Source organism: Mesorhizobium sp. RIZ17, assembly GCF_051127865.1.
GTDB classification, from domain to species: domain Bacteria; phylum Pseudomonadota; class Alphaproteobacteria; order Rhizobiales; family Rhizobiaceae; genus Mesorhizobium; species Mesorhizobium humile.
On record NZ_CP147861.1, the window covers coordinates 1,620,597 to 1,643,296 of the forward strand.

A 22,700-nucleotide genomic window follows, 5' to 3' on the forward strand; every position below is an offset into this window, starting at 1 on the left:
TGCATCAAACAAACACCTAAAGCGCGTTGTGTGAATCCGTTTTCACGCGACGCGCTTTAGGCCGGCATCACGAACCCGGTATGTCGTAGATAGCCCGCACCTCGACCGTCCCGAGCTCGGCCAGCGGGATGCCCTCGGCGAGCTTCAGCGCTTCGGCAAGGTCCGCCGCCTCGACCATGACGAAGCCGAGCAGTTGCTCCTTGGTCTCGGCGAACGGTCCGTCGGTCAGCAGCACCTTGCCCTTGCGCCGTCTGAGCGATTTCGATGTCTTCACCGACTGCAGCGCCTGCGCGATGACCAGCTTGCCTTGCCGGTCGAGTTCCCTGTCATAGCCGAGCGAGTCGGCATCGAGCTTGGCCGCGCGCTCAGGGGTCAGCGCATAAAGGTTCTTCTCCTCGCCATAGACCAGCAAGACATATTTCATTTCGAGCTTCCTTTCATTGATGCGTCATAGGGGCGAAGGCGACGGTGTCGGTTTTGCCGGCCGTTGCCGCATGATCGAGCAGGCATGCCGCGACGCCGATGATGGCGATGGCCGCCGCCAGCCGGCCGAAGCCGAGTGCCGGCGGATCCAGCCAGAACTCTTCAAGTCGCATGGCTTTTCGCCCCGGCCTTCCCCAGATCGCAAGAAACAGATTGTCCATCCTTAATCTCCATCGGCCGCAAGTGGCCGCCCGCAGGACGGTCGGACCGACGGGAAGTCGACATTTTTGCACGCGCATTTTTCTCGCGAGTTTTCTGAAACACAATCATACCAGGCCGTGGATGGTCTTCCGCCGCGCCCGCGCTATAGTTCCCGGGAACGTCGGCGCCCGCCGGCGAGAACCCCGACAGACCAGGAGGAAATTCCATGGACCGCACCGCAAACGCCGTCTGGAAAGGCAATCTGAAAGAGGGCAAAGGCACGCTCGACACCCAGAGCGGCACCTTGAAGGGCACGCCCTATTCGTTCAAGGCGCGTTTCGAGGACGAGAGCGGCAAATCCGGCACCAACCCGGAAGAGCTGATCGCCGCAGCCCATGCCGGCTGCTACGCCATGCAGCTGTCGCACTTCCTGGCCGAGAACGGCACGCCGGCCGCCGAGCTCGACGCCAGGGCCGTGGTGACGCTGGTGCCCGGCACCGGCATCACCGGCAGCGCCATCACTTTGGTCGGCAAGGTGCCCGGCATCGACGCGGCGAAATTCAAGGAACTGGCCGAGAAGGCCAAGGCCGAATGCCCGGTCTCGAAAGCGCTCGGCGCCATCAAGGTATCGTTGGACGCGAAGTTGGGGTGACTTGCGTTTCATTTTGAGGGGCAGAGTTCCTTCGCCCCCCTCTCTGCCCTGCCGGGCATCTCCCCCTCAAGGGGGGAGATCAGATGTCACGCCGGCTTTCGCCAATCGCCAACGTTGCAGAAAGAGCGGGGCGCCGAGCTGCCAATCTCCCCCCTTGAGGGGGAGATGTCCGGCAGGACAGAGAGGGGGGCCTCGCGCCAGCGTCTCCGGGGGCTTACAGCCCCAGCGCCTCGATCTTCGCCCGCAGCGCCGCGACTTCTTCCTCCAGCACCCTGACCCTCGCCTCAAGATCGCTATCCGAAGACGTCGCCGCCGACTGCCACGGTGCGACTGCCACCGCCGCCGCCTCGACCGGCCCGCTCAGCAAATGCACGTAGCGCTCCTCGCGCTGACCCGGCGCGCGTTCGAGCAGCTGGATCAGCGGCGGGCGGCGACCGATCATCAGGTCGAGATTGTCGCGAAGCTCCTCGATGGAGGCAAAGCGCGCCATGCGCTCCGAGCGGGCAAGCAATTCATGCGCGGTCTGCGCGCCGCGCAGCAGCAAGAGGCCGATCACCGCGATCTGCGGCGTGGTCAGCGAAAAACGCTGTGCCATCTGGTGCTCGTAGCGCTCGACCCGCGAGGCGAAGGCCTGGCGCACCAGGCCCTTCTGCTCGAGCGTGCTCAGCGCCCGCCTGATCTCGGTCAATTCCAGCGCCATCACCGGCTCGCGCGCGGTCTTCTGGTTGGCGGCCTGGTGCGCGCCGTTGAGCGTCAGCGGATAGACATCCGGCGTCAGCTCCTTCTTCTCGATCAGCGAGCCGAGGACACGGGCTTCGACAGGAGAGAGGATGGGGAGATCGGTCATGAGAGTTGCCTATCCTTTTGAAGTCGGCGGGACAGCGCCCCCCTCTGTCCTGCCGGACATCTCCCCCTCTTGGGGGGAGATCAGCAGCTTCGCCGACGGCACCTCATCCTTCAAGCCTGCAGATTGGCGAAAGCCGCGATGACAGCCAATCTCCCCCCAAGCGGGGGAGATGGCCGGCAGGCCAGAGGGGGCGCGAAGGATAGCTGCGTTCAAGGTTATCGCGAGCGAACAGCCTTCGCCTCAGACCCTTCTCTCCACCATCATCTTCTTGATCTCGGCGATCGCCTTGGCGGGATTGAGGCCCTTGGGACAAGTCTGCGCGCAGTTCATGATGGTGTGGCAGCGATAGAGCCGGAACGGATCTTCGAGGTTGTCGAGCCGCTCGCCGGTCGCCTCGTCGCGGCTGTCGATCAGCCAGCGATAGGCCTGCAGCAGGGTGGCCGGGCCGAGATAACGATCGCCGTTCCACCAGTAGCTCGGGCAGGATGTCGAGCAGCAGGCGCACAGGATGCACTCGTAGAGCCCGTCGAGCTTCTCGCGGTCCTCATGGCTCTGCAGCCATTCCTTGGCCGGCGTCGGCGAGACCGTCTTCAGCCAGGGTTCGATCGAGGCATGCTGGGCGTAGAAATTGGTGAGGTCCGGTACGAGATCCTTGATCACCGGCATATGCGGCAGCGGATAGACCTTCACCGCGCCGGAAATGTCCTCCACGCCCTTGGTGCAGGCCAGCGTGTTCGAGCCGTCGATATTCATGGCGCAGGAGCCGCAGATGCCTTCGCGACAGGAGCGGCGCAGCGTCAGCGTCGGATCGATCTTGTTCTTGATCCATAAGAGCGCGTCGAGAACCATCGGCCCGCAATCGTCCATGTCGACGAAATAGGTGTCCATGCGCGGGTTTTCGTCATCGTCCGGCGACCAGCGGTAGATGCGGTATTCGCGCAGGTTCGTCGCGCCCTCCGGCTTCGGCCAGGTCTTGCCCTGCTCGACCTTCGAATTCCTGGGAAGTGTCAGTTCGACCATTACCTGCGGTCCTTTCGGATGACGAGCTTCAGCCCGGACCAGATTTCGTTCACGGCGGCGACCTTGACGTCGACCAGGTCGCGCTTCAGCGCCTCTGACCGGATCACGTCCTCGGTGACGTCGGTCGGCACTTTCGAGGCCTTCTTCGGCCAGGAGACCCAGACCATGCCGTCGCGCTTGATCGCCGTCTCGATGCCGGCAAGGCCGTCCTCGATCTCGGCGCGCTGCCGGGTGAAGGCGTGCACGGCATCGTATTTCTGGCGACCCGAGATCGCCGCCCATTTGGACAGCCGATCTACGCCGGCAAAGGATACGGCTTCCGCCAGTCCATCGAGCTCCGGCGGCAGCGCGATGAAGGCGGCCACCATGCCGTCCTTCAGGCCGAGCTTGGCCGGAAGGGGCGTGCCGGAATATCCGGTGGCCGCGAGCGCCATGATCAGTACACCCTGGCCTTCGGCGCGATCTTGGCCGGGTTGATGCCGCCGTCCTTTTCCGCCAGCAGCAGTTCTGTGTGCACCGGCCGGTAGGTGAGCGTCACCTTGCCGTCTTCGCTCAGATGGGCCAGCGTATGCTTGCGCCAATTGGCGTCGTCGCGGGCGGAGAAATCCTCGCGCGCATGCGCCCCGCGGCTCTCCTTGCGCGCCTCGGCGCCGTAGACCGTGGTAATGGCGTTGGCCATCAGGTTTTCCAGCTCCAGCGTCTCGACCAGGTCGGAATTCCAGATCATCGAGCGGTCGGTGACCTTGATGTCCTTCAGCTCGCCCCAGATCTGCGAAACGCGCTTGCAGCCGTTCTCCAGCGATTCCTGCGTGCGGAACACCGCGGCGTCTTCCTGCATCGCCTTCTGCATCTTCTCCCGCAGCACGGCTGTCGGCGTCGGACCGTTGGCGTGCCGCAGCCGGTCGAAGCGATCCATGATCTTCTCGACCGAAGCTTCGTTGGGCGCGGGGATCGCCGACTTGCGGTCGATGACCTGGCCGGCGCGGATCGCCGCCGCGCGGCCGAACACGACGAGGTCGATCAGCGAGTTGGAGCCCAGCCGATTGGCGCCATGCACCGAGGCGCAGGCGGCCTCGCCGACCGCCATCAGGCCGGGTGACACGCGATCGGGATTTTCGGCCGTCGGGTTGAGCACCTCGCCCCAGTAGTTGGTCGGCACGCCGCCCATATTGTAGTGCACCGTCGGCAGCACCGGGATCGGCTCCTTGGTGAGGTCGACGCCGGCGAAGATCTTGGCCGATTCCGAAATGCCCGGCAGCCGCTCATGCAGCACGGCCGGATCGAGATGGTCGAGGTGGAGGAAGATATGGTCCTTCTTCGGACCGACGCCGCGCCCCTCGCGGATCTCCATGGTCATGCAGCGCGAGACCACGTCGCGCGAGGCAAGGTCCTTGGCGGACGGCGCGTAGCGCTCCATGAAGCGCTCGCCCTCGGAGTTGACGAGATAGCCGCCTTCGCCGCGCGCACCCTCGGTGATCAGGCAGCCGGCGCCGTAGATGCCGGTCGGATGGAACTGCACGAACTCCATGTCCTGCAGCGGCAGGCCGGCGCGTGCGGCCATGCCGCCGCCGTCGCCGGTGCAGGTATGCGCCGAGGTGGCGGAGAAATAGGCGCGGCCATAGCCGCCGGTTGCCAGCACCACCATCTTTGCCGAAAAACGATGGATGGTGCCGTCGTCGAGGTTCCAGGCGACGACGCCGGTGCAGGTGCCGTCCGGTTCCATGATCAGATCGAGCGCGAAATATTCGATGAAGAACTGCGCATTGTTCTTCAGCGACTGGCCGTAGAGCGTGTGCAGCATGGCATGACCGGTGCGGTCGGCGGCCGCGCATGTGCGCTGCACCGGCGGGCCTTCGCCGAAATTCATCATCATGCCGCCGAAGGGCCGCTGGTAGATCTTGCCCTCTTCCGTGCGCGAGAACGGCACGCCGTAATGCTCGAGCTCGTAGACGGCGGCAGGCGCCTCCCGCACCATGTATTCCTGCGCGTCGATATCGCCCAGCCAGTCCGAGCCCTTGACGGTGTCGAAGAGGTGCCACTGCCAGTTGTCGGGACCCATATTGGCGAGCGAGGCCGCGATCCCGCCTTGCGCCGCGACCGTGTGCGAGCGCGTCGGGAACACCTTGGTGATGCAGGCGGTGCGCAATCCCTGCTCGGCCATGCCGAGCGTGGCGCGCAGGCCGGCGCCGCCGGCGCCGACGATCACGACGTCGAATTTGTGGTCGACAAAAGTGTAGGCGGAAGCCGTCTTGCTTGTATCCTTGGCCAAGGCCTTCAGCCTCCGAATGCGAGTTTGAGCAGGGCAAACAGCGAAGCGACGCCGACTGCAACGCAGAAAAAGGTGTTGAGGGCGATCAGCGCCAGCTTCATGCCTTCGCCATGCACATAGTCCTCGATGATGACCTGCATGCCGAGTCGCATGTGGTAGAGGCCGGAAATCAGCACCAGCGCCAGCACCAGCGCCACGAAGGGATTGGCGAGCGACGCCCGCACTTCAGTGTAGCCATGGCCGTTGACCGCGATCAGGAAGCCGACGAAGAACAACAGCAGCGGGATGTTGGCGATCGCCGTCAGCCGCTGGCGCCAGAAATGCTGCGTGCCTTCGCGTGCCGAGCCCAGGCCGCGCACCTTGCCGAGCGGCGTGCGCATATCGTTGTTGTTCGCGCTCATCAGAAAGCTCCCCGCGCCATGTAGCCGGCGATCCAGATCAGCAGCGTCAGCACGATCGAGCCGGCGAGCGTCGCCCAGGCGATCTTCGAGGCCGTGTGTTTTTCCAATCCCGCGCCGGTGTCCCAGACGAGGTGGCGCAGCCCGCCCAGCATGTGGTGCATCAGCGCCCAGGTGTAACCGAACAGAACCAGCCGGCCGAGCCAGGAACCGAAGGCCCAGTTGACCTCGTCGAAGGCGGCCTGCGAGCTCGAAGCGGCGATCAGCCACGCCGCCACCAGCAGCGTCCCGAAATAGAGCGCGCCGCCGGTGATGCGATGGATGATCGACATCGTCATCGTGATCGGCGGCCGGTAGATCGTCAGATGCGGTGAAAGCGGTCGTTCACGTCTGGCAATTGCGCGGGTGGCTGGTGATTTGCTCATGGCTCCCCCAGTTCGGCATCCTGGAGCCGCGATGCGGCGTTTGCCGCCCTCACATATGGCTTCGGACAGCCGGTTTCTAATGCTCTTTTTGCACCGCGTCAAAGCCGGAAAATCGTTTTGGAAACATCATTTAGTCTGACAAACTGGCCGTCGCGCGCTTCAATCGATTAGCGGCTGTTTCGAAGCCGGCGCAACGTTCGCTGCAGTGCAGCAATCAGATGACCACGAGATGCCCGAGTGCATCGAGATTCGGGTCAGGCCGGCCTCACCGAACTTCGTCGCAGCTCAGCGTTTGCAGGTCTGCGGCGTCGACCCTCTTTTCATCACCAGCGCCTCGCGCCCGTCGATCACGATTGCGTCATGCGTCGCGGCTTCCTGGTAGCGGCTGCTCTGGTTGGCGGGCGAAGCGGCGAACTCCTCGGTCGAGCCATCGGGCCGCATGACGCGTAATGCGCTGCCCACATTCTGGATGGTGATCATGCCGCCATTGCCGCATCTGTAGGTGGCCGTGCCGATGCCGGACCGCGGCGCGGTAAGGTCGGTGACGATCTTGGTTGGCGGTGCGGCAGGCGGCGCGGGCGTCTTGGCCGTAGCAGATCCTGGGGCCGTAGCAGATCCTGGGGCCGCCGCGGAGGTCGGGGGCGCTGTGGGTACCGCCGCGGCGGGCGTGGCGGACTGCTGGATCGGCGCAGGCGAAGCCGCAGGCGGCGGCGCGGCATTCGCCGCCTTCGGCGCACCGTCCTGCGGCACGCAGGCCGCGGCCGCGAGAAGCAGCGGGATGGCGATCGATACCCCAACCGTGTGGCCAAAGTTCATAAGCTGCCCTTTCGTGCGCGGCACGCTACAGCAATTCCAGGAAAAGTGTGAACGGTTGGGCTCGGCGCCTTCGCCGTAGCCTCCGTCCGGAATCGCGTCGAAACAAAGAGATAGGCGGTTGCCGTTTCCGTGAAGTGGTGGACCGCTGTAGCCACGCGGCGCCGCGAGATCAAGTTGACCCGGAGTCAGCGCAGCTCCCGACCGGCCCGTTTCCTGGGAAGCCGGTCCGCTCAAAATTAACCATGTTCCTTAAGAACCGGCGCCGAAAGCCGCCCGCCTCTTAACAAAGGTTAAGAAAGGGTTAATTTCCGATTCGAACCATATTCCAGGCGCGATCGCGCCGACGAAGGGAGAGCGACATGCGTTCGAATTCCGTGCGGGCAAGCCTTGCCGCCATTGCGCTGGCGGGGCTGGTGACGGCGATCGCCGCGCCGGCCGAAGCCGGCCTGCGCCATCACGACCGCGTCTATGCCGATTCCTTCGGCAATCTCGTCATCGACAGCGCCGCCGGCTACAAGCGCATCATCGTCGGCGAGGGCAGGCTTGCGAAAAAGCTTTCCGAATTCACCAGCGCCGGCCAGCCGGATGTCGTCTATGACGATGCGGACGAGCCCGGCTCGCCCGGCTGCTACCAGCCGCCGGTGCTGGTGAAGGGCCGCTCCTATATGTACGGGCTTTCCGACGGCGAGATGCCCAATCTCAGCCCTTGCCGTTGAAGATCGTCGGCGCCTGGCGCCGCCGCAGCGCGCCTGACACGCGAACGCAGTCGCGCCCGGCATTCTTGGCGTCGTAGAGCGCTGCGTCGGCGCGCCGCAAAAGATCGGCGAAACCCTCATCGGCGGCAAGCTCGGCCACGCCGAAGCTCGCGCTGCAGCGGTGCTCGGCGGGCAGGCCATCGATCGGCAGGGCGCCGAACGCGTTGCGCGCGCCTTCGGCAAACAGCCGCGCCGCGGCGAGATTGGTGCCCGGCAGGATGATGGCGAACTCCTCGCCGCCGATGCGGCCTGCGACATGGTGTTCAGCCGCGGCTTCGCGCAGGAAACCGGCGAAGCTCTCGATCACGCGGTCGCCGCAGGCATGGCCGTAGCTGTCGTTGATGCTCTTGAAATAATCGAGATCAGCGATCACCAGCGCCACCGGCACGCCGCGCCGGACGGCATCCCGCATGGCAAGGTCAGCATGGCGTTCGAAGCCGCCGCGGTTGTAGAGCCGCGACAAGGTGTCGGTTTCCGATTTCGAGGTCGCCTCGTTGAGCGCGTCGCGCACCAGCACGGCCAAGGCAAGCAGCGCCAGCGCCAACCCGAACACGGTGCCGAGCGATTGCGAGACCAGCGCGTAGCTGGTCTGCACATAGGCCTGCGGGTTGGCGCCCCAGCCGCCCAGTGCGCCGGCGATGAGCGGCTTGGAAGCGAACTGCACTGCGCTGGCGCCAAGCACCAGCGCAAGCAGATGGTCGAGCCGCGCGAGCCTTTGCCTCGAGGACAACACGATGCCGAGCGCGGTGAACTGCATGACGGCGTAGGGAAGCTGGTAGGCCATCATGCGCGTCAGCGAGTGGCGCGGCAGGTCCTGCACCAGATAGACGGCGACGGAGGCGACGACGAGGAAGCACAGCATCGGCGACCAGGGCGGCCTCACACCATATTTGTGGGCGATCCCGCCGTTGAAGGCGACGGTTGCGCCGAGGAACACGGCAAAGGCGGCAACGACCGGCAGCCGCGCGTCCGCGAAGGCGGGGATACTGAATTCGATGGCGAAATAGGCCATGCCGAGCAGGTAGCTGAAGGCAAGCCAGCGCGCCGACACGCGCCCGGTGCCATAGACGGCAACCGCCATGAATGCCGCCGCCAGCAGCCCGGCGACGACGAGGTTGATCATCAGTATGAAGTCGGCGCTGCCCATATGTTCCTTCGTCGGATGGTCCGGACAGAAAAGCATCGACGGGCGAAAAACACGTTAACGCTAACTGTGGCAGAGACCGCAGACCTCCGTGATTAGCCGGAAACGCCCGTTGTTTCGTCACTCTAGGGCGGAGCAAGGAGCGAAGCGACGCGCGCAGACCCTGGAATCCATGCCGTGACATCCGTGACGCGCAAAGCAGGTCAGAATTGGGCAGAGTTCACAGCGGACCAAGACGCTTGTTTCAGGGCCGCCGCATCCTTCGATTGAGGTCACGGCATGGATCCTCGGGTCTGCGCGCGTCGCTTCGCTCCTTGCTTCGCCCAAGGATGACGAAGCTGCATTCGCTCCGGCCAATCGCGAACGTTGCGTTCGCCTACTGGGTTTGGGCGTGGGAGGTCAACCCGCCTCAGCCGACGGCGAGCGGTTCGGTGACGAACGTCGTTTCAGGCCGCTCGTAGGACAGACGAACGCTGTCGCGGCCGGTCTTCTTGGCCTTGTAGAGCGCCTCGTCGGCGCGCCGCATCAATGGCATCAGTCCTTCCCTGCCGGAGCGGGCGGCAACGCCGAAGCTCGCGGTGACCCTGATGCCGGGCGGCAGGCCGTCGATCGCGCCGGCCGAATAGAAGGAACGGATCGCTTCGGCGAAGAGCCTTGCCGCCCCCAGGTCGCTGAGCGGCAACAGCACGGCGAACTCTTCGCCGCCGATGCGCCCGGCGGCCCCGCGCGCGCCGGTGGCGGAGCGCAGCTTGGATGCGAAGTCGGCGATCACCCGGTCGCCGGCCTCATGTCCGTGCCGATCGTTCAGCGCCTTGAAGTGATCGAGGTCGGCCAGCACCAGGGCGACGGGAAAGCCGGCCTTGCCGCACTGGTCGAGCAGCAGCGTCGCCCGCTCCTCGAAACCGCGGCGGTTGAGGATCCCGGAGAGCGGGTCGGTATGGGTCTCGGCCTTCAGCGCCCTCATCACGTCGAGCGCGGCGGCCGTGAACAGGCAAAGCGCGATCAGCAGCGACAACAGCGCATGCGAAAGCAGCGCCGTCGTCCAGTAGGAGGAACCGTAGAAGCCGTCATAGCTGGGGAACGGCCCATGCGCGATCACGACGACCAGCGTGCGGACGATGAAGTTCAGCCCGGAAAGCAGCGACAGCGCGAACAGGATCTTCTCGGTCGGGCCGTTGTTGCGTACCGTTCTCAGTTCGGCGGCGACCAGCAGGCTGAGCGCGCCGAAGCCGAAATTCATCCCAAGCACGCGCCAGGTGAGGTCCGGCTGGACAAACATGAACCAGATGAAGGCGCAGAGCCCGCCTCCGGTCACGATACCGATGCCGACATAGGGCACGCGCCGCCCGTAGCGCGCGACGATCGCGCTGGACAGGCAGCAGGCAGCGATCGTGAAGCAGATGTTGGAGGTGAGCTTGGTCAGCGCCACGCCGACCGGAAGCGTAAAATATTGCAGCAGGAATCCCGGCGCCGACAGGCAATAGCTCGCGCCGAGCGCCGCCAGATACGGGCGATGGCGCTGATAGGAAAAAAGCACGAGGAACGCGGCGCCAAGCGCCAGCGCTATCGTCGGATTGAGCAGCGCTATGAGCAGACCGGTGTCCAAAGGACTGCGACTTTCCCCAACTTACCCAACGGGAGATACTAGGACTTAAGCCCAAACAAGCGGTTAAGCCCTCCGATAAATACGTCGCGGAGCCATACGGAACCGGCCTGCCGAAGCGGCGTTGTCGGGCCAGGCAGGAGCGCCAGACAGGAGACGATCGAGATGGCCGAGACGATCACTTTGACCGATCACGATGAAATCCGCTCCTGGGCGGCAGCGCGCGCCGGTTTCCCGGCCATCGTCGATGTCTCGCCCGAGGCCGGAACGCAAGCCATGCTGCGCCTGGTTTTCGACCAGCAAGCCTATGAGGACCAGGACCGGCCGGAGCGACCGCCCAATGCCGGTGGCTACGAGCTGGTCGAATGGGATGAGTGGTTCAAAATCTTCGACGAGCGGCAGCTCGCATTGGTCGTCGCCGCCGACGAGCCCGGCCGGCGCGAGGAGTTTCACGAGATCGTTCGCAGATAGAAAGCAAAGGGCCGGGCGACGTGTCCGGGCCCTTTGTTGAGCGCTGCGGTTACTTCCAGTCGCGGATGTCGACAAAGTGGCCGGCGATCGCCGCCGCCGCCGCCATGGCCGGCGACACCAGGTGCGTGCGGCCCTTGAAACCCTGCCGGCCCTCAAAATTGCGGTTCGAGGTCGAGGCGCAGCGCTCATGCGGCTTCAGCCGGTCGTCGTTCATGGCCAGGCACATCGAGCAGCCCGGTTCGCGCCAGTCGAAACCGGCGGCGACGAAGATCTTGTCGAGGCCTTCGGCCTCCGCCTGTTCCTTGACCAGGCCGGAACCCGGCACGATCATGGCGTTGACGCGCGGGTTGACCTTCTTGCCCTCGACCACCTTGGCGGCGGCGCGCAAATCCTCGATGCGGCCATTGGTGCAGGAGCCGATGAAGACGCGGTCGAGCGCGATGTCGGTGATCTTGGTTCCCGGCGTCAGCCCCATATAGTCGAGCGCGCGGATCTTCGACGTACGCTTGTTCTCGTCCGCGATCTCTTCGGGATTGGGCACGATGCCCTGCACCGAGACGACGTCCTCGGGCGAGGACCCCCAGGAGACGATCGGCGGCAGCTTGGCCGCGTCGAGCACGACCACCTTGTCGAAATGCGCGCCTTCGTCCGAATTGAGCGTCTTCCAATAGGCGAGCGCGGCGTCCCAGGCGGCGCCCTTCGGCGCGCGCGGCTTGTCCTTCACATAGGCGAAGGTCGTCTCGTCCGGCGCGATCAGGCCGGCCCGCGCGCCGCCCTCGATCGACATGTTGCAGATCGTCATGCGGCCTTCCATCGACAGCGAGCGGATCGCCTCGCCGGCATATTCGATGACGTAGCCGGTGCCGCCGGCGGTGCCGATCTCGCCGATGATGGCCAGGATGATGTCCTTGGCGGTGACGCCTTCCGGCAACTGGCCGTCGACGCGCACCAGCATGTTCTTGGCCTTGCGCTGGATCAGCGTTTGCGTCGCCAGCACATGCTCGACCTCGGACGTGCCGATGCCATGCGCCAGCGCGCCGAAAGCGCCATGCGTGGAGGTGTGGCTGTCGCCGCAGACGATGGTCATGCCCGGCAGCGTAAAACCCTGTTCCGGCCCGATGATGTGGACGATGCCCTGGCGGATATCGTTCTCGGAATAATATTCGATGCCGAAATCCTTGGCGTTCTTGGCCAGCGCCTCGACCTGGATGCGGCTTTCCTCGTTCTTGATGCCGAACTTGCGCTCGGGCGAGGTCGGCACGTTGTGGTCGACCACGGCCAGCGTCTTTTCCGGATGCCGGACCTTGCGGTTGGTCATGCGCAGGCCCTCGAAGGCCTGCGGGCTGGTGACTTCGTGCACGAGGTGGCGGTCGATGTAGAGCAGGCAGGTGCCGTCGTCCTGGCGGTCGACCGTGTGGTCGTGGAAGATCTTGTCGTAGAGGGTGCGCGGTGCGCTCATGTGCGTAAATCCGTCGATATGAGAAATCGGAAAGCTGACGGCCTTCGGCCGGCAAGCGACTTCGATCAGTCGGCCTGGCTAAGTCGGCTGGTGAGCGCGCCGCAGACCCGCGCGGAAAATCGCGACGGCAGGCGCTTCCTGTCCTGCAGCACGAAACCCTTGTAGGCCGGATCGCTGAAAAGCTTTTCCATGGCGGCGTAGATAGCAATGTTTTGGCTTTTCGGCAATTAGCGCGACGCTCCCCTTCTCCCCTTGCGGGAGAAGGTGTCGCCGAAGGCGACGGATGAGGGGTGCTCCAGATGCCACCAACGTCTCACTCCGCTGGAACACCCCTCATCCGTCTCGACGCTACGCGCCGATCCACCTTCTCCCACAAGGGGAGAAGGCAAGTAGCGCTCACATCACCTCAAACACAAACGTCTTCACCAGCGCTTCCGGATCGCCGATGGCGTAGCAGCGGAACCATGGGCTTTGCTCCACCAGGCGCCATTTCTTCGCCCGCTCCAGCTCGTCGAACACCGCCTGAAAACCGCCGCTCTCGAAAACCTGGTCGCGCACGGTGAAGATGGCGTGGCCGCCGCTTTTGGTGATGCGCGCCAGCTCGTGCAGCCCGGAGGCCGGCGCATGGCCAATGGTGAAGACGCCGGTCGAGAAGAAGGCGCGGAAATGCCGGTCGGCCCAGGGCAGCGGTCCGCCGAGCATCGCCTTCTTCAGCTCGCTATAGGCCGGCTTGCCATCGGCCTGGCGGCTGCCGGCGATCTTCAGCATGTCGTCGGAGAGGTCGAGCCCGGCGATGTCGCCATAGCCCAAGGCCTTCAACGACGGCCCCGACAGGCCGGTGCCGCAGCCGGCGTCGAGCAGCGGACCTTCGCCCGCCGGCACGTGCCGCGCCACCCAGGCGGTGATCAGGAAAGGCAGGAGGTAGCCGAGCGAGGCGGTCTCGCTGTCATAGGTCGCCGCCCAGTCGGCATAGGCCTTGGCAAGCCCTTCCGGCGTGTCGGCCGTGTAGACGGAGTCCAGCGCCGCGTTGGCCTTGTCGAAATTCATGAAACGATCCTCTTGGCCTTAGGGTGTGTTGAGATTCAGGTCAGGCCGAGTCGGAGTCGAAGACGGGCGCGAAGCGACCAAACAAGGTGGCTTTCGAGAACCGGCCTACGCCGGCCGTAGCCTTCATAGAGCAGAGACACTTATGAGGGCTTCGGCCGGCGAAGGCCGGAGCGGAGCGGACATTCGGGTCCGTGAGCACCGGAAGCGCAGAAAACCATCATTTGCAGGCCGGCATCACCTGAATATCAACACACCCTGGATCGTAGCGCGGACTTTTGCCGCCGGCTATTCCTGATGCTGGCGGCGCAGCCGCTGTTCCAGCGCCCGCAGCGCCAGCGACAGGCCGACGGTCAGGATGAGGTAGATATAGGCGACGATCGAATAGGTCTCGAAGAAGCGGAACGAGCCGGCGGCATAGACCTTGCCGATCTGGGTGATGTCGGCGACGCCGAGCACGGAGACCAGCGAGGAATCCTTGACCATGGCGACGAAGTCGTTGCCGAGCGGCGGCAGGATCATGCGGATCGCCTGCGGGAAGACGATCAGCCGGAAGCGCTGCGCTCGGCTGAGCCCAAGCGCCTTGGCGGCTTCGATCTGGCCCTTCTCGACCGACTGGATGCCGGCCCGGAACACTTCCGAGATGAAGGCCGAGTAGCCGATGGTCAGCGCCATGATGGCGCGCCACAGCAGCGACACATCGCGCACCAGCAGTTCGCCCATCAGGCCGGCTCCCTGCAGCGGCGCGGTCAGCGCGTTCCAGGCCGCGACGAAGGCCGGCGCCCCGGCGAAGGCGATCCAGAACAACAGCACCAGGATCGGCACGCCGCGGATGATCTCGACATAGAAGCGCGCGACCTGGCGCAGCCACTGCGATCCCGACAGCGCCATCAGCGCGATGCCGAGCCCAAGCGCGGAGGCCAAGGCGAAAGCGACCGCGGTGACGAAGATGGTGATGCCGATGCCCTTGGCGACGGTGGCGAAGACCTGCGCATAGAGGTCGCTGGAGGCAATGGCGAGGGCGGCGGCCAAAGCAAGGACGAGGGCGGCCGCCAGCCACCAGGGGAATTCGGGTTTGGCAGCGGAGGGCGGCGTTGCCATCAGGTGGTTTCGCCGGACGGGAAGCCCGGAGAGGGCAGTGCCCAGGCCCCCCTCTCTGGCCTGCCGGCCATCTCCCCCTCAAGGGGGGAGATTGAACTTCGCATTGGCCTTCGCCAATCACCAGCGTTGAATGAAGAGCACCGTCGGCGGAGCTGCCAATCTCCCCCCTCGAGGGGGAGATGCCCGGCAGGGCAGAGAGGGGGGCCTGGGCGCAATGTCAGCGCGATTTCCTGCACAGGCACTGCCGTCAACAGGGCCTACTGCCCCATCTTGTAATCGAGGAACCACTTCTTGTTGAGCTTGTCGAACGTGCCGTCGGCCTTGAGCGCGGCGATCGCGGCGTTGACCGGCTTCACCAGGTCGGAGCCCTTCGGGAAGATGAAGCCGAAATCCTCGGTGCCGAGCGGCCCGCCGATCAGCTTCAGCTTGCCTTCGGAGGCGTCGACATAGCCCTGACCGGCGGTGCCGTCGGTGAGCACGACATCGACGTCGCCCGTCTTCAGCGCCTGCACCGTCGCGCCGAACGTCTCGAACAGCTTTATGCGCGGGTTCTGCTCGTTGCCGTCGAGCACGCTGTAGACGGCGGTGTAGAACGGCGTGGTGCCGGGCTGCGCGCCGATCAGCCCGTCCTTGAAGGCGCCGAAGCTCTTGGCGTCGGTGAAGCGGCTTTCATCGCCGCGCACCAGCATGAACTGCTCCGAGCGCATATAGGGGTCGGAGAAGTCGACCTTCTCCTTGCGGTCGTCCTTGATGGTGATGCCGGTCATGCCGATGTTGTACTGGTTGTCGGAAACCGCCTGGATCATCGCGTCCCAGGAGGTGTTCTGGTACTCGACCTTGAAGTTCAGCCGCTTGGCGATCTCGTCCATCGCGTCATATTCCCAGCCGATCTGCTTGCCTGTCTTCTTGTCGATGAACTGCAGCGGCGGATAGGCGTTTTCCGTCACCACCACGACCTTTTTGCCACCGAGATCGGGCAAATTGTCGGCGAGTGCGGCGACAGGCGCGAGAAGGCAGGCCACCATGGCGGCCAGCAGCAGTTTCGACTTGGTCATGACAAATCCCCGAATGTGCGACCGCGCAGCAATTTTCGCGGCCAGGAAAAATCCTGGCACCGACTTTAGCTTGCCGCAAGCGCCTTGCAAGCCGGTCTGCCGCGACCTGGCGCGCCAATACGCAATCCGATGCTCTTCAAGGATGGTTTCGAGGATGACCGTTGCCGTGATCAGTCCTGGTCCGCCGTGGACTCGCGCAGTCCGGCGACCAGCCGTGTCAGCGTGCCGTGCAGGGCTTTGAGCTCGGCCCGCTCCAGCGGCATGCCGCAGCTGAGCCCTTCCTGCACGTCCTTCATCTTCGCCCGCAGCGCCTCGCCCTTGGCTGTCGGCTCGACCAGCACCCGGCGTTCGTCGGCGCTGTCGCGCCGGCGCGTCACCAGGCCGCCCGCTTCCATGCGCTTGATCAAGGGCGTCAGCGTCGCCGAATCGAGACCCAGCGCTTCACCAAGCTCGCCGACCGTGCTCGGCGAACGCTGCCACAGCGCCAGCATCGCCAGATATTGCGGATAGGTGAGGCCGAGCGGATCGAGCAACGGTCGATAGAGCTTCGTCATCAGCCCGCTTGCCGAATAAAGCGCGAAGCAGAGCTGCTGGTCGAGACGCGGCACGGGAAACGCCCCGGCGCTATCCGCCGGGACGTCGCTGGGCCGAATTTCGGTTTCAGTCGTCATGCTGCCTTTGCCGGACGCGCCACCGTCGAGAGCGCCACATCGATATTGCCCCGGATGGCGTTGGAATAGGGGCAAATCTTGTGCGCTTCCGATACAAGCGCCTCTGCGCCCGCCTGATCAAGCCCCTTGATCTCGGCCGCCAGCGAAACGCCAAGACGGAAGCCGCCCTGGTCGTTCGGATAGAGGCTCACCGTGGACGTGACCGAAGCGTCCTGCAGCGGCAGCTTCTGCTGGCGGGCGACGAAACGCACCGCGCTTTCGAAGCAGGCCGCGTAGCCGACCGCGAAAAGCTGCTCGGGATTGGTGGCGCCACCCTTGCCGCCGAGTTCCTTCGGCATCGCCAGATCGACCTTGAGCAGGCCGTCGCTGGTCTCGCCATGACCGTTGCGGCCGCCGCTGACGTGAGCCTGGGTGCTGTAAAGTGCCGACATTTTTATCTCCATTTGATTTGTACACGATCATTTAGTGTGCAAGATAATTAGCTGTCAACGACGACGAAGCGGTTTTCTTGCCGCAAGCGATCACGGCTTGGTGAGATGAAGGCGGTGGCAGAAATGAAAAAGGCGGCCGAAGCCGCCTTTCCAAAATTTGTTTCGCAAAAAACCTTATTCGGCCGAAGCAGCCTCGGCGGCGGCCTTCTTCTCAGCGGCTTCCTTGGCGGCCGTCTCGGCGGCCAGCGCCTGGGCGGCGGCGACCTTCTCGGCCTCGATGCGGGCGCGCTCGGCGGCCAAAGCATCACGCTCTTCGTCGTTCAGCTTGCGGGCGCGCACGCCGGTGTTTTCCGAAATGCGGGCCGACTTGCCGCGACGGTCGCGCAGGTAATAGAGCTTGGCGCGGCGCACCTTGCCGCGGCGCACGATCTCGACGCCCTCGACCATCGGCGAGTAAACCGGGAAAACGCGCTCGACGCCTTCGCCGTAGGAAATCTTGCGCACGGTGAAATTCTCCTGGAAGCCGGAGCCGGCGCGGGCGATGACGACGCCCTCATAGGCCTGGACGCGGGTGCGGGTGCCTTCGGTGACGCGCACCTGGACGCGCACGGTGTCGCCCGGCTGGAATTCGGGCAGCTTGCGCTTGGCTTCGATCTTGGCGGCCTGTTCGGCCTCGAGCTGACGGATGAGATCCATCTCAAATATCCACTTCTTGTTCTTCCGACAGTCAGAGCGTCCTGCGCTCGCCTTGCAGTTCCAATGACCGCTCGGCTATGCCCTTTGTCGAAACATCGGGCAGGGACGACTACACCGCACTTGTTGACGGGTCCGAAAGATCGTTCTTCCGGTTCGGGCGGCGACATACAGCCATTTTGCCGCTTTGTCACGCCCCTAATGCATGTCGCCCGGAAGTGTGCGCGGTTCTGGGACGACGACATGCATCAAAACAAGGACTTTGAGGCATATTTTGCGTCCATGGCCCACGTTTATTGCGGCCGTGCCGGGTTGCGCGGGCCTCGCAAGCTTTCTAAGCGGGGAAGATGACTTTTTTCGATGCCGTCTTGCTCTTTCTGTCGGGTTTTGTCTCCGGCGCGGTCAATGCCGTCGCCGGCGGGGGCACCTTCGTCACCTTCGGCGCCATGACGCTGGTCGGCGTACCGCCGATCGTCGCCAACGCCACCTCCTCGGTGACGCAGTTTCCCGGCTACATCACCTCGACGCTGGCCTATCGCGACGACATAAAACATTTCTGGCGCCAGGCGCTGCTGCTTTGCATGATTTCCGCCTTCGGCGCGCTGGCCGGCTCGCTCATCCTGCTCGCGCTCTCCAATCCATCCTTTCGAGCGCTCGTCCCCTGGCTGCTGATCGCCGCGACCGCGCTGTTCGCCGCCGGGCCGTGGCTTAAACCGACAGCCGGACCGGAGCACCAGGCCTCGGTCGGCACGCTTGCCGGCTCGCTGGCGCAATTCCTGACGTCGGTCTATGGCGGTTTCTTCGGCGCCGGCATGGGCGTGATGATGCTGGCCACGCTCGGCCTGACCCAGGCCGGCGACTATCACAAGCTCAATGCGCTGAAGAACATGCTGGCTGTGGTCATCGCTGCCATCGCCATCCTCGTCTTCGTTTCCGGCGGCGTCGTCGCCTGGCCGCAAGCGATCGTCATGATCCCGGGCGGCGCGCTTGGCGGCTACGCCGGCGTCTGGATCGCCAAGCGCGTGCCGCAGGGCGTCGTGCGCGGCTTCGTCGTCGCCGTCGGCCTGTTCCTCGCCTTTTACTACTTCACCAAGGGCTGATCCGCCGCCAAAAGATCCGGCCGCCGTTCCCGCGTCAGCTTCTCGGCCTCGGCGCGCCGCCAGTCGGCAATCTTCTTGTGGTTGCCGGAGATGAGCACGTCCGGGATCGGCCTGCCCTCGAATTCCTGCGGCCGCGTGTAATGCGGATGCTCGAGCAGGCCGTTCTCGAAACTCTCTTCCTCGCCCGAGACGGCATTGCCCATGACCCCGGGCAACAGCCGCACAACGGCGTCGAGCAACACCAGCGCCGCGGGCTCCCCGCCCGACAGGATGAAATCGCCGATCGAGACCTCCTCCAGCCCCCGCGCCTCGATCAGCCGCTGGTCGACGCCTTCGAAACGGCCGCACAGGATGACGGCGCCCGGCCCGGCGGCCAGCTCGCGCACGCGCGCCTGCGTCAGCGGTTTGCCGCGTGGGCTCATCAGCAGCCTCGGACGTTCATCGCCCGGCGGCGAGGCGTGGTCGAGCGCTCTTGCCAGCACGTCGGCGCGCATCACCATGCCGGCGCCGCCGCCGGCCGGCGTGTCGTCGACGGTGCGATGCTTGTCGGTGGCGAAATCGCGGATCTGGATCGCCTCAAGCGACCATGTCCCGGCCTCCAGCGCGCGGCCGGCCAGCGATAGGCCGAGCGCGCCCGGGAACATCTCCGGATAGAGCGTCAGCACCGAAGCGGCAAAGCTCAACGGTTGCCCCCGGCGTCCTTCGGTCCGCGCGGCCTGCCCTTCGGGTCGAAGCCGGCATCCTTGGGCACTTCGCCGTCTTCTTCGTCTTCAACCAGCCCCGCCGCTTGAGGGTTGACCTCCACGAATCCGTCGGCGATCGAAACATGCGGCACCGCGGCCTGCGTGAACGGGATCAGCACGCCCTTGCGGCCGGCAAGGGTGACGTCGAGTATGTCGCCGCCGCCGAAATTATGCACGGCGACGACCTTGCCGATGACGCCCGTATCGTCCCTGACGTCGAGGCCGATGAGGTCGGCGTGATAGAACTCGTCTTCCTCGCCATCGTCGGGCAGCACCGAGCGGTCGACGAAAAGCTCGGTGCCGGCCAACGCCTCGGCGGCGTTGCGGTCAGCGACGCCCTTGAAGCGCACGACCACGACGGTGCCAGCCGACCTGATGTCCAGGATCAGGAAGGCACGGCCATCCTTGGCAAAGAGCGGTCCGTAATCGGCCAGCGCCAGCGGATCGCCGGTGAAGGTTTTCACCCGCAATTCGCCCTTGATGCCGTGCGCGGCACCGATCACGGCCATCTGTACGGGATTTTCGAGCTTCGACATCGGCGGCGCTTCCTTTGCTCTGCTCTAACCCCGTCAAGCCGTCATTTCAATGATCGCCTCTTCACCGCTTCCTAACCCGCTTGTCCGAAACTGCCGACATGCAGGAATTCCTCATCCCGGCAAAACCCGACCTTCAGGCGGCGCGCGAGACCTGGCTGAAGACGCTGGCGCATGAGCGCCGGCTGTCGCCGGAAACCGTCGAGGCCTATGAGCGCGACACCCGCCAGTTCCTGCATTTCCTGACCGGACATTGCGGCGGCTCACCGGGTATTTCGGACATCGCCGACCTGCGCCCGGCCGACCTGCGCGGCTTCCTCGCCAAGCGCCGCAATGACGGCGCCGGCGCCCGCACGCTGGGGCGCGGCCTTGCCGGCATCCGCTCGCTGCTGCACTTTCTCGAACGGCGCGGCATGGTCAATGCTGCGGGTGCTGCGGCGCTGCGCGCGCCGCGCCAGCCGAAATCGCTGCCCAAGCCGCTGACGGCAAGCGACGCCAAACAGGTCGTGGCGGTGGAAGGCCAGCTCGCCGACGAACCTTGGATCGCCGCCCGCAACGCCGCGGTGCTGACGCTGCTCTACGGCTCCGGCCTGCGCATTTCGGAAGCGCTTGGACTGACCGGCGGCGACCTCACCTCGGAGGCCGACACCGTGCTGCGCGTCACCGGCAAGGGCGGCAAGACGCGGCTGGTGCCGGTGCTGCCGGTGGCCCGCAAGGCGGTCATCGAATACCGCCAGCTCTGTCCCTTCCACATCGATGCCAAGGAACTGCTGTTCCGCGGCGCGCGTGGCGGCCCGCTCAACCCGGCCATCGTCCAGCGCGAGATGGCCAAGCTGCGCTCGGCGCTCAACCTGCCCGACACCGCGACGCCGCATGCCTTGCGGCATTCCTTCGCCACCCATCTGCTCGGCCGCGGCGGCGACCTGCGCACCATCCAGGAACTGCTCGGCCACGCCAGCCTGTCGACCACGCAGATCTATACCGGCGTCGACACCGCAAGGCTGCTCGACATTTACGAGAAGGCGCATCCAAGGGCGTGAAATCTTGGGGTCATCCTGAGCCCTCCGACGTCGTCGTTCTAGGGGCGGACAAGGAGCGAAGCGACGCGCGCAGACCCTGGAATCCATGCCGTGACCCTGATCGTAGGGCGCAACGGAGCAGAATTCTGCACCCTTGCAACACGTTGAAGTCACGGAATGGATCCTCGGGTCTGCGCGCGTCGCTGCGCTCCTTGCTCCGCCCGTGGATGACGACCCGATGGGCGTTTCCGCTAACCACGAAGGGCATTCCATCCGACTCCGCACCTCAAACAATTTCACCCCGCCGGTTAACCGTTTTGCCGCTTTTCGGGGCTAAGACGCTTCTCATGAAACGCGTCATCGCCATCGCCGACCACGCGGCCCTTGTCTCGTTGAAGCTGCTCGCGGCGCTCAACCTGCTGTTCTTCCTGTCTTTCCTTGTCGTTCTGCTGCTTGCCGGCCGGGCGCATGCGCAAGCCCCCAGCTGCGCCGGCGCCGATCTTTTGACCGCGCTGGAAAAGAGCGATCCCGCCGCCTTCAAGAAGGTCGAGACCGAGGCCGCGGCCGTCCCCAACGGCAAGGGACTGCTGTGGAAGCTGGAGAAACCGGGCGAAAAGCCGTCCTATCTGTTCGGCACCATGCACATGACCGATACGCGCGTCACCACGCTGCCGGTCGCCGCGCAGAAAGCCTATGACGGCGCCGGCACGATCGTCATCGAGACCACCGACGCACTCGACAAGGCCAAGATGATGGCCGCCATGGTCAGCGAACCCGGCCTGATGATGTTCACCGACAACACCACACTGTCGTCGCTGCTGTCGCCGGACGATGCGGCGGCGCTAAACAAGGGGCTCGACGCGCGCGGCATTCCGCCGGCGACGGTTGCCAAGATGAAGCCGTGGATCCTGTCGGCGATGATGGCGTTGCCGGCCTGCGAGGTGGCGCGCCAGAGCGCCGGCGAACCCGTGCTGGACGTCAAGCTCGCTTCGGACGCCAAGGCCTCGGGAAAGGACGTCGAAGGGCTCGAGACCGCCGTCGATCAGTTGCGCGCCATGGCCTCGCTGCCGCTCGAATTCCATATGAAGAGCCTGGTCGAGACGATGAAGCTCAGCGACAAGGTGAACGACGTCAACGAGACCATGATCGTGCTCTACCAGCGTGGCGAGGTCGGCATGTTCTGGCCGCTCTTCCGGGCCGTCTTGCCGGAAACGGCGGACGACAAGGCCGGCTATGCCGCCTTCGAACAGACCATGATCACCAGCCGCAACAAGGTGATGGCGGCGCATGCCGAGCCGATATTGGCCAAGGGCAACGTTTTCATGGCCGTCGGCGCCATGCATCTGCCCGGTCCCGAAGGACTGGTCGAGGATTTTCGCAAGGCAGGGTATATTGTTACCGCCGTCAACTGAGTCGTCTGGCGGCTGGCGGACCTGAAAACGCCGGTTTTTCAGCGCTTTCCGTCCGTTCGCGTGAAACCCGATGCGGGATCAGCGCGTTGATGGCTGTTATTTTGATGACTTTCATCCAAGGAGGACACGTTTCATGGCGAACCCTAACGACCCCTTCACCCCTTCGAGCACGCCTCCCACCTCGAGTGGCGGTGGTGGCGGCAGCGGGTGGCTGATCGCCCTTGTTGTCATTATCCTGGCTATTGTTGCGTATTATGTCTTTGGCAGAAGCGGCGGCGAGCACGCCCCGGCCCCGGCTGAGCCGCCGGCCGCCAGCACGCCGGCCCCTGCGCCTGCAACGCCTGCCCCAGCCCCTGAGCCGGCACCCGCTCCGGCGCCTGCCCCGGCTCCCGCGCCGGCTCCGGCCCCGGCCCCG

Annotated in this window: 27 protein-coding genes; 6 read left to right on the forward strand and 21 right to left on the reverse strand. The window is 64.9% G+C overall.

Annotation, left to right across the window (positions count from 1 at the left end; all coding sequences use genetic code 11):
* Positions 1–67 precede the first annotated feature (67 nt).
* Positions 68–424 (reverse strand): YciI family protein, encoded by a 357-nt coding sequence (locus WDX12_RS07995; RefSeq protein WP_434724500.1) that lies wholly within the window; start codon positions 422–424, stop codon positions 68–70.
* A 13-nt stretch (positions 425–437) separates the two neighbouring features.
* On the reverse strand, positions 438–644 hold the full coding sequence (locus WDX12_RS08000; protein WP_434724501.1) for a hypothetical protein: 207 nt from the start codon (positions 642–644) through the stop codon (positions 438–440).
* Between the two features lie 206 nt (positions 645–850).
* On the opposite strand from WDX12_RS08000, the gene WDX12_RS08005 reads away from it, so the two are divergent.
* Positions 851–1,276 carry an OsmC family protein gene (locus tag WDX12_RS08005; RefSeq protein ID WP_434724502.1) on the forward strand — a complete coding sequence of 142 codons (426 nt, stop codon included), beginning with the start codon at positions 851–853 and terminating at the stop codon, positions 1,274–1,276.
* 214 nt (positions 1,277–1,490) lie between these two features.
* Here the strand turns inward: WDX12_RS08005 and WDX12_RS08010 are convergent, their stop codons facing one another.
* The 7 genes from WDX12_RS08010 to WDX12_RS08040 form a co-directional block, all read right to left on the reverse strand.
* Positions 1,491–2,123, reverse strand: a complete 633-nt coding sequence (locus WDX12_RS08010; RefSeq protein WP_434724503.1) for a YceH family protein — start codon at positions 2,121–2,123, stop codon at positions 1,491–1,493.
* Between the two features lie 240 nt (positions 2,124–2,363).
* Entirely contained in the window at positions 2,364–3,143 is a 780-nt protein-coding gene (locus WDX12_RS08015; RefSeq protein ID WP_320298883.1) for a succinate dehydrogenase iron-sulfur subunit, read from the reverse strand.
* Positions 3,143–3,577 (reverse strand): DUF3052 domain-containing protein, encoded by a 435-nt coding sequence (locus WDX12_RS08020; protein WP_434724504.1) that lies wholly within the window; start codon positions 3,575–3,577, stop codon positions 3,143–3,145. Before WDX12_RS08020 ends, WDX12_RS08015 begins: the two co-directional genes overlap by 1 nt.
* A 2-nt stretch (positions 3,578–3,579) precedes the next feature.
* Complete coding sequence (sdhA, locus tag WDX12_RS08025; RefSeq protein ID WP_320298885.1) at positions 3,580–5,412, reverse strand: succinate dehydrogenase flavoprotein subunit; 1,833 nt, start codon at positions 5,410–5,412, stop codon at positions 3,580–3,582.
* 5 nt (positions 5,413–5,417) lie between these two features.
* On the reverse strand, positions 5,418–5,813 hold the full coding sequence (gene sdhD / locus WDX12_RS08030; RefSeq protein ID WP_434724505.1) for a succinate dehydrogenase, hydrophobic membrane anchor protein: 396 nt from the start codon (positions 5,811–5,813) through the stop codon (positions 5,418–5,420).
* Positions 5,813–6,235: a succinate dehydrogenase, cytochrome b556 subunit gene (gene sdhC / locus WDX12_RS08035; protein WP_320298887.1), complete on the reverse strand. Its 423-nt coding sequence runs from the start codon at positions 6,233–6,235 to the stop codon at positions 5,813–5,815. Before sdhC ends, sdhD begins: the two co-directional genes overlap by 1 nt.
* A gap of 285 nt (positions 6,236–6,520) precedes the next feature.
* Positions 6,521–7,051 carry a hypothetical protein gene (locus WDX12_RS08040; protein ID WP_434724506.1) on the reverse strand — a complete coding sequence of 177 codons (531 nt, stop codon included), beginning with the start codon at positions 7,049–7,051 and terminating at the stop codon, positions 6,521–6,523.
* Positions 7,052–7,410: 359 nt separating this feature from the next.
* Between WDX12_RS08040 and WDX12_RS08045 the strand changes: the two genes are divergently transcribed.
* Positions 7,411–7,767 (forward strand): hypothetical protein, encoded by a 357-nt coding sequence (locus WDX12_RS08045; protein ID WP_434724507.1) that lies wholly within the window; start codon positions 7,411–7,413, stop codon positions 7,765–7,767.
* Here the strand turns inward: WDX12_RS08045 and WDX12_RS08050 are convergent.
* Both WDX12_RS08050 and WDX12_RS08055 read right to left on the reverse strand, forming a co-directional pair.
* Positions 7,751–8,953, reverse strand: a complete 1,203-nt coding sequence (locus WDX12_RS08050; protein ID WP_320298890.1) for a GGDEF domain-containing protein — start codon at positions 8,951–8,953, stop codon at positions 7,751–7,753. The two genes, WDX12_RS08045 and WDX12_RS08050, sit on opposite strands and share 17 nt — an antisense overlap.
* 406 nt (positions 8,954–9,359) lie before the next feature.
* On the reverse strand, positions 9,360–10,556 hold the full coding sequence (locus WDX12_RS08055) for a GGDEF domain-containing protein (protein ID WP_434724508.1): 1,197 nt from the start codon (positions 10,554–10,556) through the stop codon (positions 9,360–9,362).
* 162 nt (positions 10,557–10,718) lie between these two features.
* On the opposite strand from WDX12_RS08055, the gene WDX12_RS08060 reads away from it, so the two are divergent.
* Complete coding sequence (locus tag WDX12_RS08060) at positions 10,719–11,024, forward strand: hypothetical protein (RefSeq protein WP_320298084.1); 306 nt, start codon at positions 10,719–10,721, stop codon at positions 11,022–11,024.
* Between the two features lie 49 nt (positions 11,025–11,073).
* On the opposite strand, the gene leuC is transcribed toward WDX12_RS08060, so the two are convergent.
* The 8 genes from leuC to rplS form a co-directional block, all read right to left on the reverse strand.
* Entirely contained in the window at positions 11,074–12,483 is a 1,410-nt protein-coding gene (leuC, locus tag WDX12_RS08065; RefSeq protein WP_434724509.1) for a 3-isopropylmalate dehydratase large subunit, read from the reverse strand.
* Between the two features lie 65 nt (positions 12,484–12,548).
* Positions 12,549–12,710 carry a hypothetical protein gene (locus tag WDX12_RS08070; protein WP_434725781.1) on the reverse strand — a complete coding sequence of 54 codons (162 nt, stop codon included), beginning with the start codon at positions 12,708–12,710 and terminating at the stop codon, positions 12,549–12,551.
* A gap of 169 nt (positions 12,711–12,879) precedes the next feature.
* Complete coding sequence (locus WDX12_RS08075; protein WP_434724510.1) at positions 12,880–13,530, reverse strand: class I SAM-dependent DNA methyltransferase; 651 nt, start codon at positions 13,528–13,530, stop codon at positions 12,880–12,882.
* A 285-nt stretch (positions 13,531–13,815) separates the two neighbouring features.
* Positions 13,816–14,628, reverse strand: a complete 813-nt coding sequence (locus WDX12_RS08080; RefSeq protein ID WP_434724511.1) for an amino acid ABC transporter permease — start codon at positions 14,626–14,628, stop codon at positions 13,816–13,818.
* Positions 14,629–14,885: 257 nt separating this feature from the next.
* Positions 14,886–15,683, reverse strand: coding sequence for a basic amino acid ABC transporter substrate-binding protein (locus WDX12_RS08085; RefSeq protein WP_320298088.1), 798 nt, complete (start codon positions 15,681–15,683; stop codon positions 14,886–14,888).
* A gap of 170 nt (positions 15,684–15,853) precedes the next feature.
* Positions 15,854–16,354, reverse strand: a complete 501-nt coding sequence (locus WDX12_RS08090; RefSeq protein ID WP_320298089.1) for a MarR family winged helix-turn-helix transcriptional regulator — start codon at positions 16,352–16,354, stop codon at positions 15,854–15,856.
* The gene (locus WDX12_RS08095; protein WP_434724512.1) at positions 16,351–16,785 is read right to left on the reverse strand and encodes an organic hydroperoxide resistance protein; all 435 of its coding nucleotides are present in this window, start codon (positions 16,783–16,785) and stop codon (positions 16,351–16,353) included. Before WDX12_RS08095 ends, WDX12_RS08090 begins: the two co-directional genes overlap by 4 nt.
* 174 nt (positions 16,786–16,959) lie before the next feature.
* Positions 16,960–17,481 carry a 50S ribosomal protein L19 gene (gene rplS / locus WDX12_RS08100; RefSeq protein WP_140810401.1) on the reverse strand — a complete coding sequence of 174 codons (522 nt, stop codon included), beginning with the start codon at positions 17,479–17,481 and terminating at the stop codon, positions 16,960–16,962.
* A gap of 344 nt (positions 17,482–17,825) precedes the next feature.
* On the opposite strand from rplS, the gene WDX12_RS08105 reads away from it, so the two are divergent.
* The gene (locus WDX12_RS08105) at positions 17,826–18,578 is read left to right on the forward strand and encodes a sulfite exporter TauE/SafE family protein (RefSeq protein ID WP_320298091.1); all 753 of its coding nucleotides are present in this window, start codon (positions 17,826–17,828) and stop codon (positions 18,576–18,578) included.
* Here the strand turns inward: WDX12_RS08105 and trmD are convergent.
* On the reverse strand, positions 18,560–19,261 hold the full coding sequence (trmD, locus tag WDX12_RS08110; RefSeq protein WP_434724513.1) for a tRNA (guanosine(37)-N1)-methyltransferase TrmD: 702 nt from the start codon (positions 19,259–19,261) through the stop codon (positions 18,560–18,562). The genes WDX12_RS08105 and trmD overlap by 19 nt on opposite strands.
* The gene (gene rimM / locus WDX12_RS08115) at positions 19,258–19,857 is read right to left on the reverse strand and encodes a ribosome maturation factor RimM (RefSeq protein WP_434724514.1); all 600 of its coding nucleotides are present in this window, start codon (positions 19,855–19,857) and stop codon (positions 19,258–19,260) included. Before rimM ends, trmD begins: the two co-directional genes overlap by 4 nt.
* A gap of 98 nt (positions 19,858–19,955) precedes the next feature.
* Here rimM and WDX12_RS08120 point away from each other — a divergent pair, with 98 nt between their 5' ends.
* Positions 19,956–20,894, forward strand: a complete 939-nt coding sequence (locus WDX12_RS08120) for a tyrosine recombinase XerC (protein WP_434724515.1) — start codon at positions 19,956–19,958, stop codon at positions 20,892–20,894.
* Between the two features lie 326 nt (positions 20,895–21,220).
* Positions 21,221–22,285, forward strand: coding sequence for a TraB/GumN family protein (locus tag WDX12_RS08125; protein WP_434724516.1), 1,065 nt, complete (start codon positions 21,221–21,223; stop codon positions 22,283–22,285).
* The last annotated feature ends 415 nt before the right edge of the window (positions 22,286–22,700 follow it).

Bases quoted from the DNA above. Each gene is read 5' to 3' on its own strand.
- WDX12_RS08045 (WP_434724507.1), top strand. From the start codon at position 7,411: ATGCGTTCGAATTCCGTGCGGGCAAGCCTTGCCGCCATTGCGCTGGCG.
- WDX12_RS08020 (WP_434724504.1), bottom strand. From the start codon at position 3,577: ATGGCGCTCGCGGCCACCGGATATTCCGGCACGCCCCTTCCGGCCAAG.
- WDX12_RS08000 (WP_434724501.1), bottom strand. From the start codon at position 644: ATGGACAATCTGTTTCTTGCGATCTGGGGAAGGCCGGGGCGAAAAGCC.
- WDX12_RS08050 (WP_320298890.1), bottom strand. From the start codon at position 8,953: ATGGGCAGCGCCGACTTCATACTGATGATCAACCTCGTCGTCGCCGGG.
- WDX12_RS08060 (WP_320298084.1), top strand. From the start codon at position 10,719: ATGGCCGAGACGATCACTTTGACCGATCACGATGAAATCCGCTCCTGG.
- WDX12_RS08085 (WP_320298088.1), bottom strand. From the start codon at position 15,683: ATGACCAAGTCGAAACTGCTGCTGGCCGCCATGGTGGCCTGCCTTCTC.
- WDX12_RS08125 (WP_434724516.1), top strand. From the start codon at position 21,221: ATGAAACGCGTCATCGCCATCGCCGACCACGCGGCCCTTGTCTCGTTG.
- rplS (WP_140810401.1), bottom strand. From the start codon at position 17,481: ATGGATCTCATCCGTCAGCTCGAGGCCGAACAGGCCGCCAAGATCGAA.
- WDX12_RS08040 (WP_434724506.1), bottom strand. From the start codon at position 7,051: ATGAACTTTGGCCACACGGTTGGGGTATCGATCGCCATCCCGCTGCTT.
- WDX12_RS07995 (WP_434724500.1), bottom strand. From the start codon at position 424: ATGAAATATGTCTTGCTGGTCTATGGCGAGGAGAAGAACCTTTATGCG.
- WDX12_RS08105 (WP_320298091.1), top strand. From the start codon at position 17,826: ATGACTTTTTTCGATGCCGTCTTGCTCTTTCTGTCGGGTTTTGTCTCC.
- sdhD (WP_434724505.1), bottom strand. From the start codon at position 5,813: ATGAGCGCGAACAACAACGATATGCGCACGCCGCTCGGCAAGGTGCGC.
- WDX12_RS08090 (WP_320298089.1), bottom strand. From the start codon at position 16,354: ATGACGACTGAAACCGAAATTCGGCCCAGCGACGTCCCGGCGGATAGC.
- WDX12_RS08010 (WP_434724503.1), bottom strand. From the start codon at position 2,123: ATGACCGATCTCCCCATCCTCTCTCCTGTCGAAGCCCGTGTCCTCGGC.
- rimM (WP_434724514.1), bottom strand. From the start codon at position 19,857: ATGTCGAAGCTCGAAAATCCCGTACAGATGGCCGTGATCGGTGCCGCG.
- sdhC (WP_320298887.1), bottom strand. From the start codon at position 6,235: ATGAGCAAATCACCAGCCACCCGCGCAATTGCCAGACGTGAACGACCG.
- WDX12_RS08120 (WP_434724515.1), top strand. From the start codon at position 19,956: ATGCAGGAATTCCTCATCCCGGCAAAACCCGACCTTCAGGCGGCGCGC.
- WDX12_RS08015 (WP_320298883.1), bottom strand. From the start codon at position 3,143: ATGGTCGAACTGACACTTCCCAGGAATTCGAAGGTCGAGCAGGGCAAG.
- WDX12_RS08095 (WP_434724512.1), bottom strand. From the start codon at position 16,785: ATGTCGGCACTTTACAGCACCCAGGCTCACGTCAGCGGCGGCCGCAAC.
- leuC (WP_434724509.1), bottom strand. From the start codon at position 12,483: ATGAGCGCACCGCGCACCCTCTACGACAAGATCTTCCACGACCACACG.
- WDX12_RS08005 (WP_434724502.1), top strand. From the start codon at position 851: ATGGACCGCACCGCAAACGCCGTCTGGAAAGGCAATCTGAAAGAGGGC.
- WDX12_RS08075 (WP_434724510.1), bottom strand. From the start codon at position 13,530: ATGAATTTCGACAAGGCCAACGCGGCGCTGGACTCCGTCTACACGGCC.
- WDX12_RS08080 (WP_434724511.1), bottom strand. From the start codon at position 14,628: ATGGCAACGCCGCCCTCCGCTGCCAAACCCGAATTCCCCTGGTGGCTG.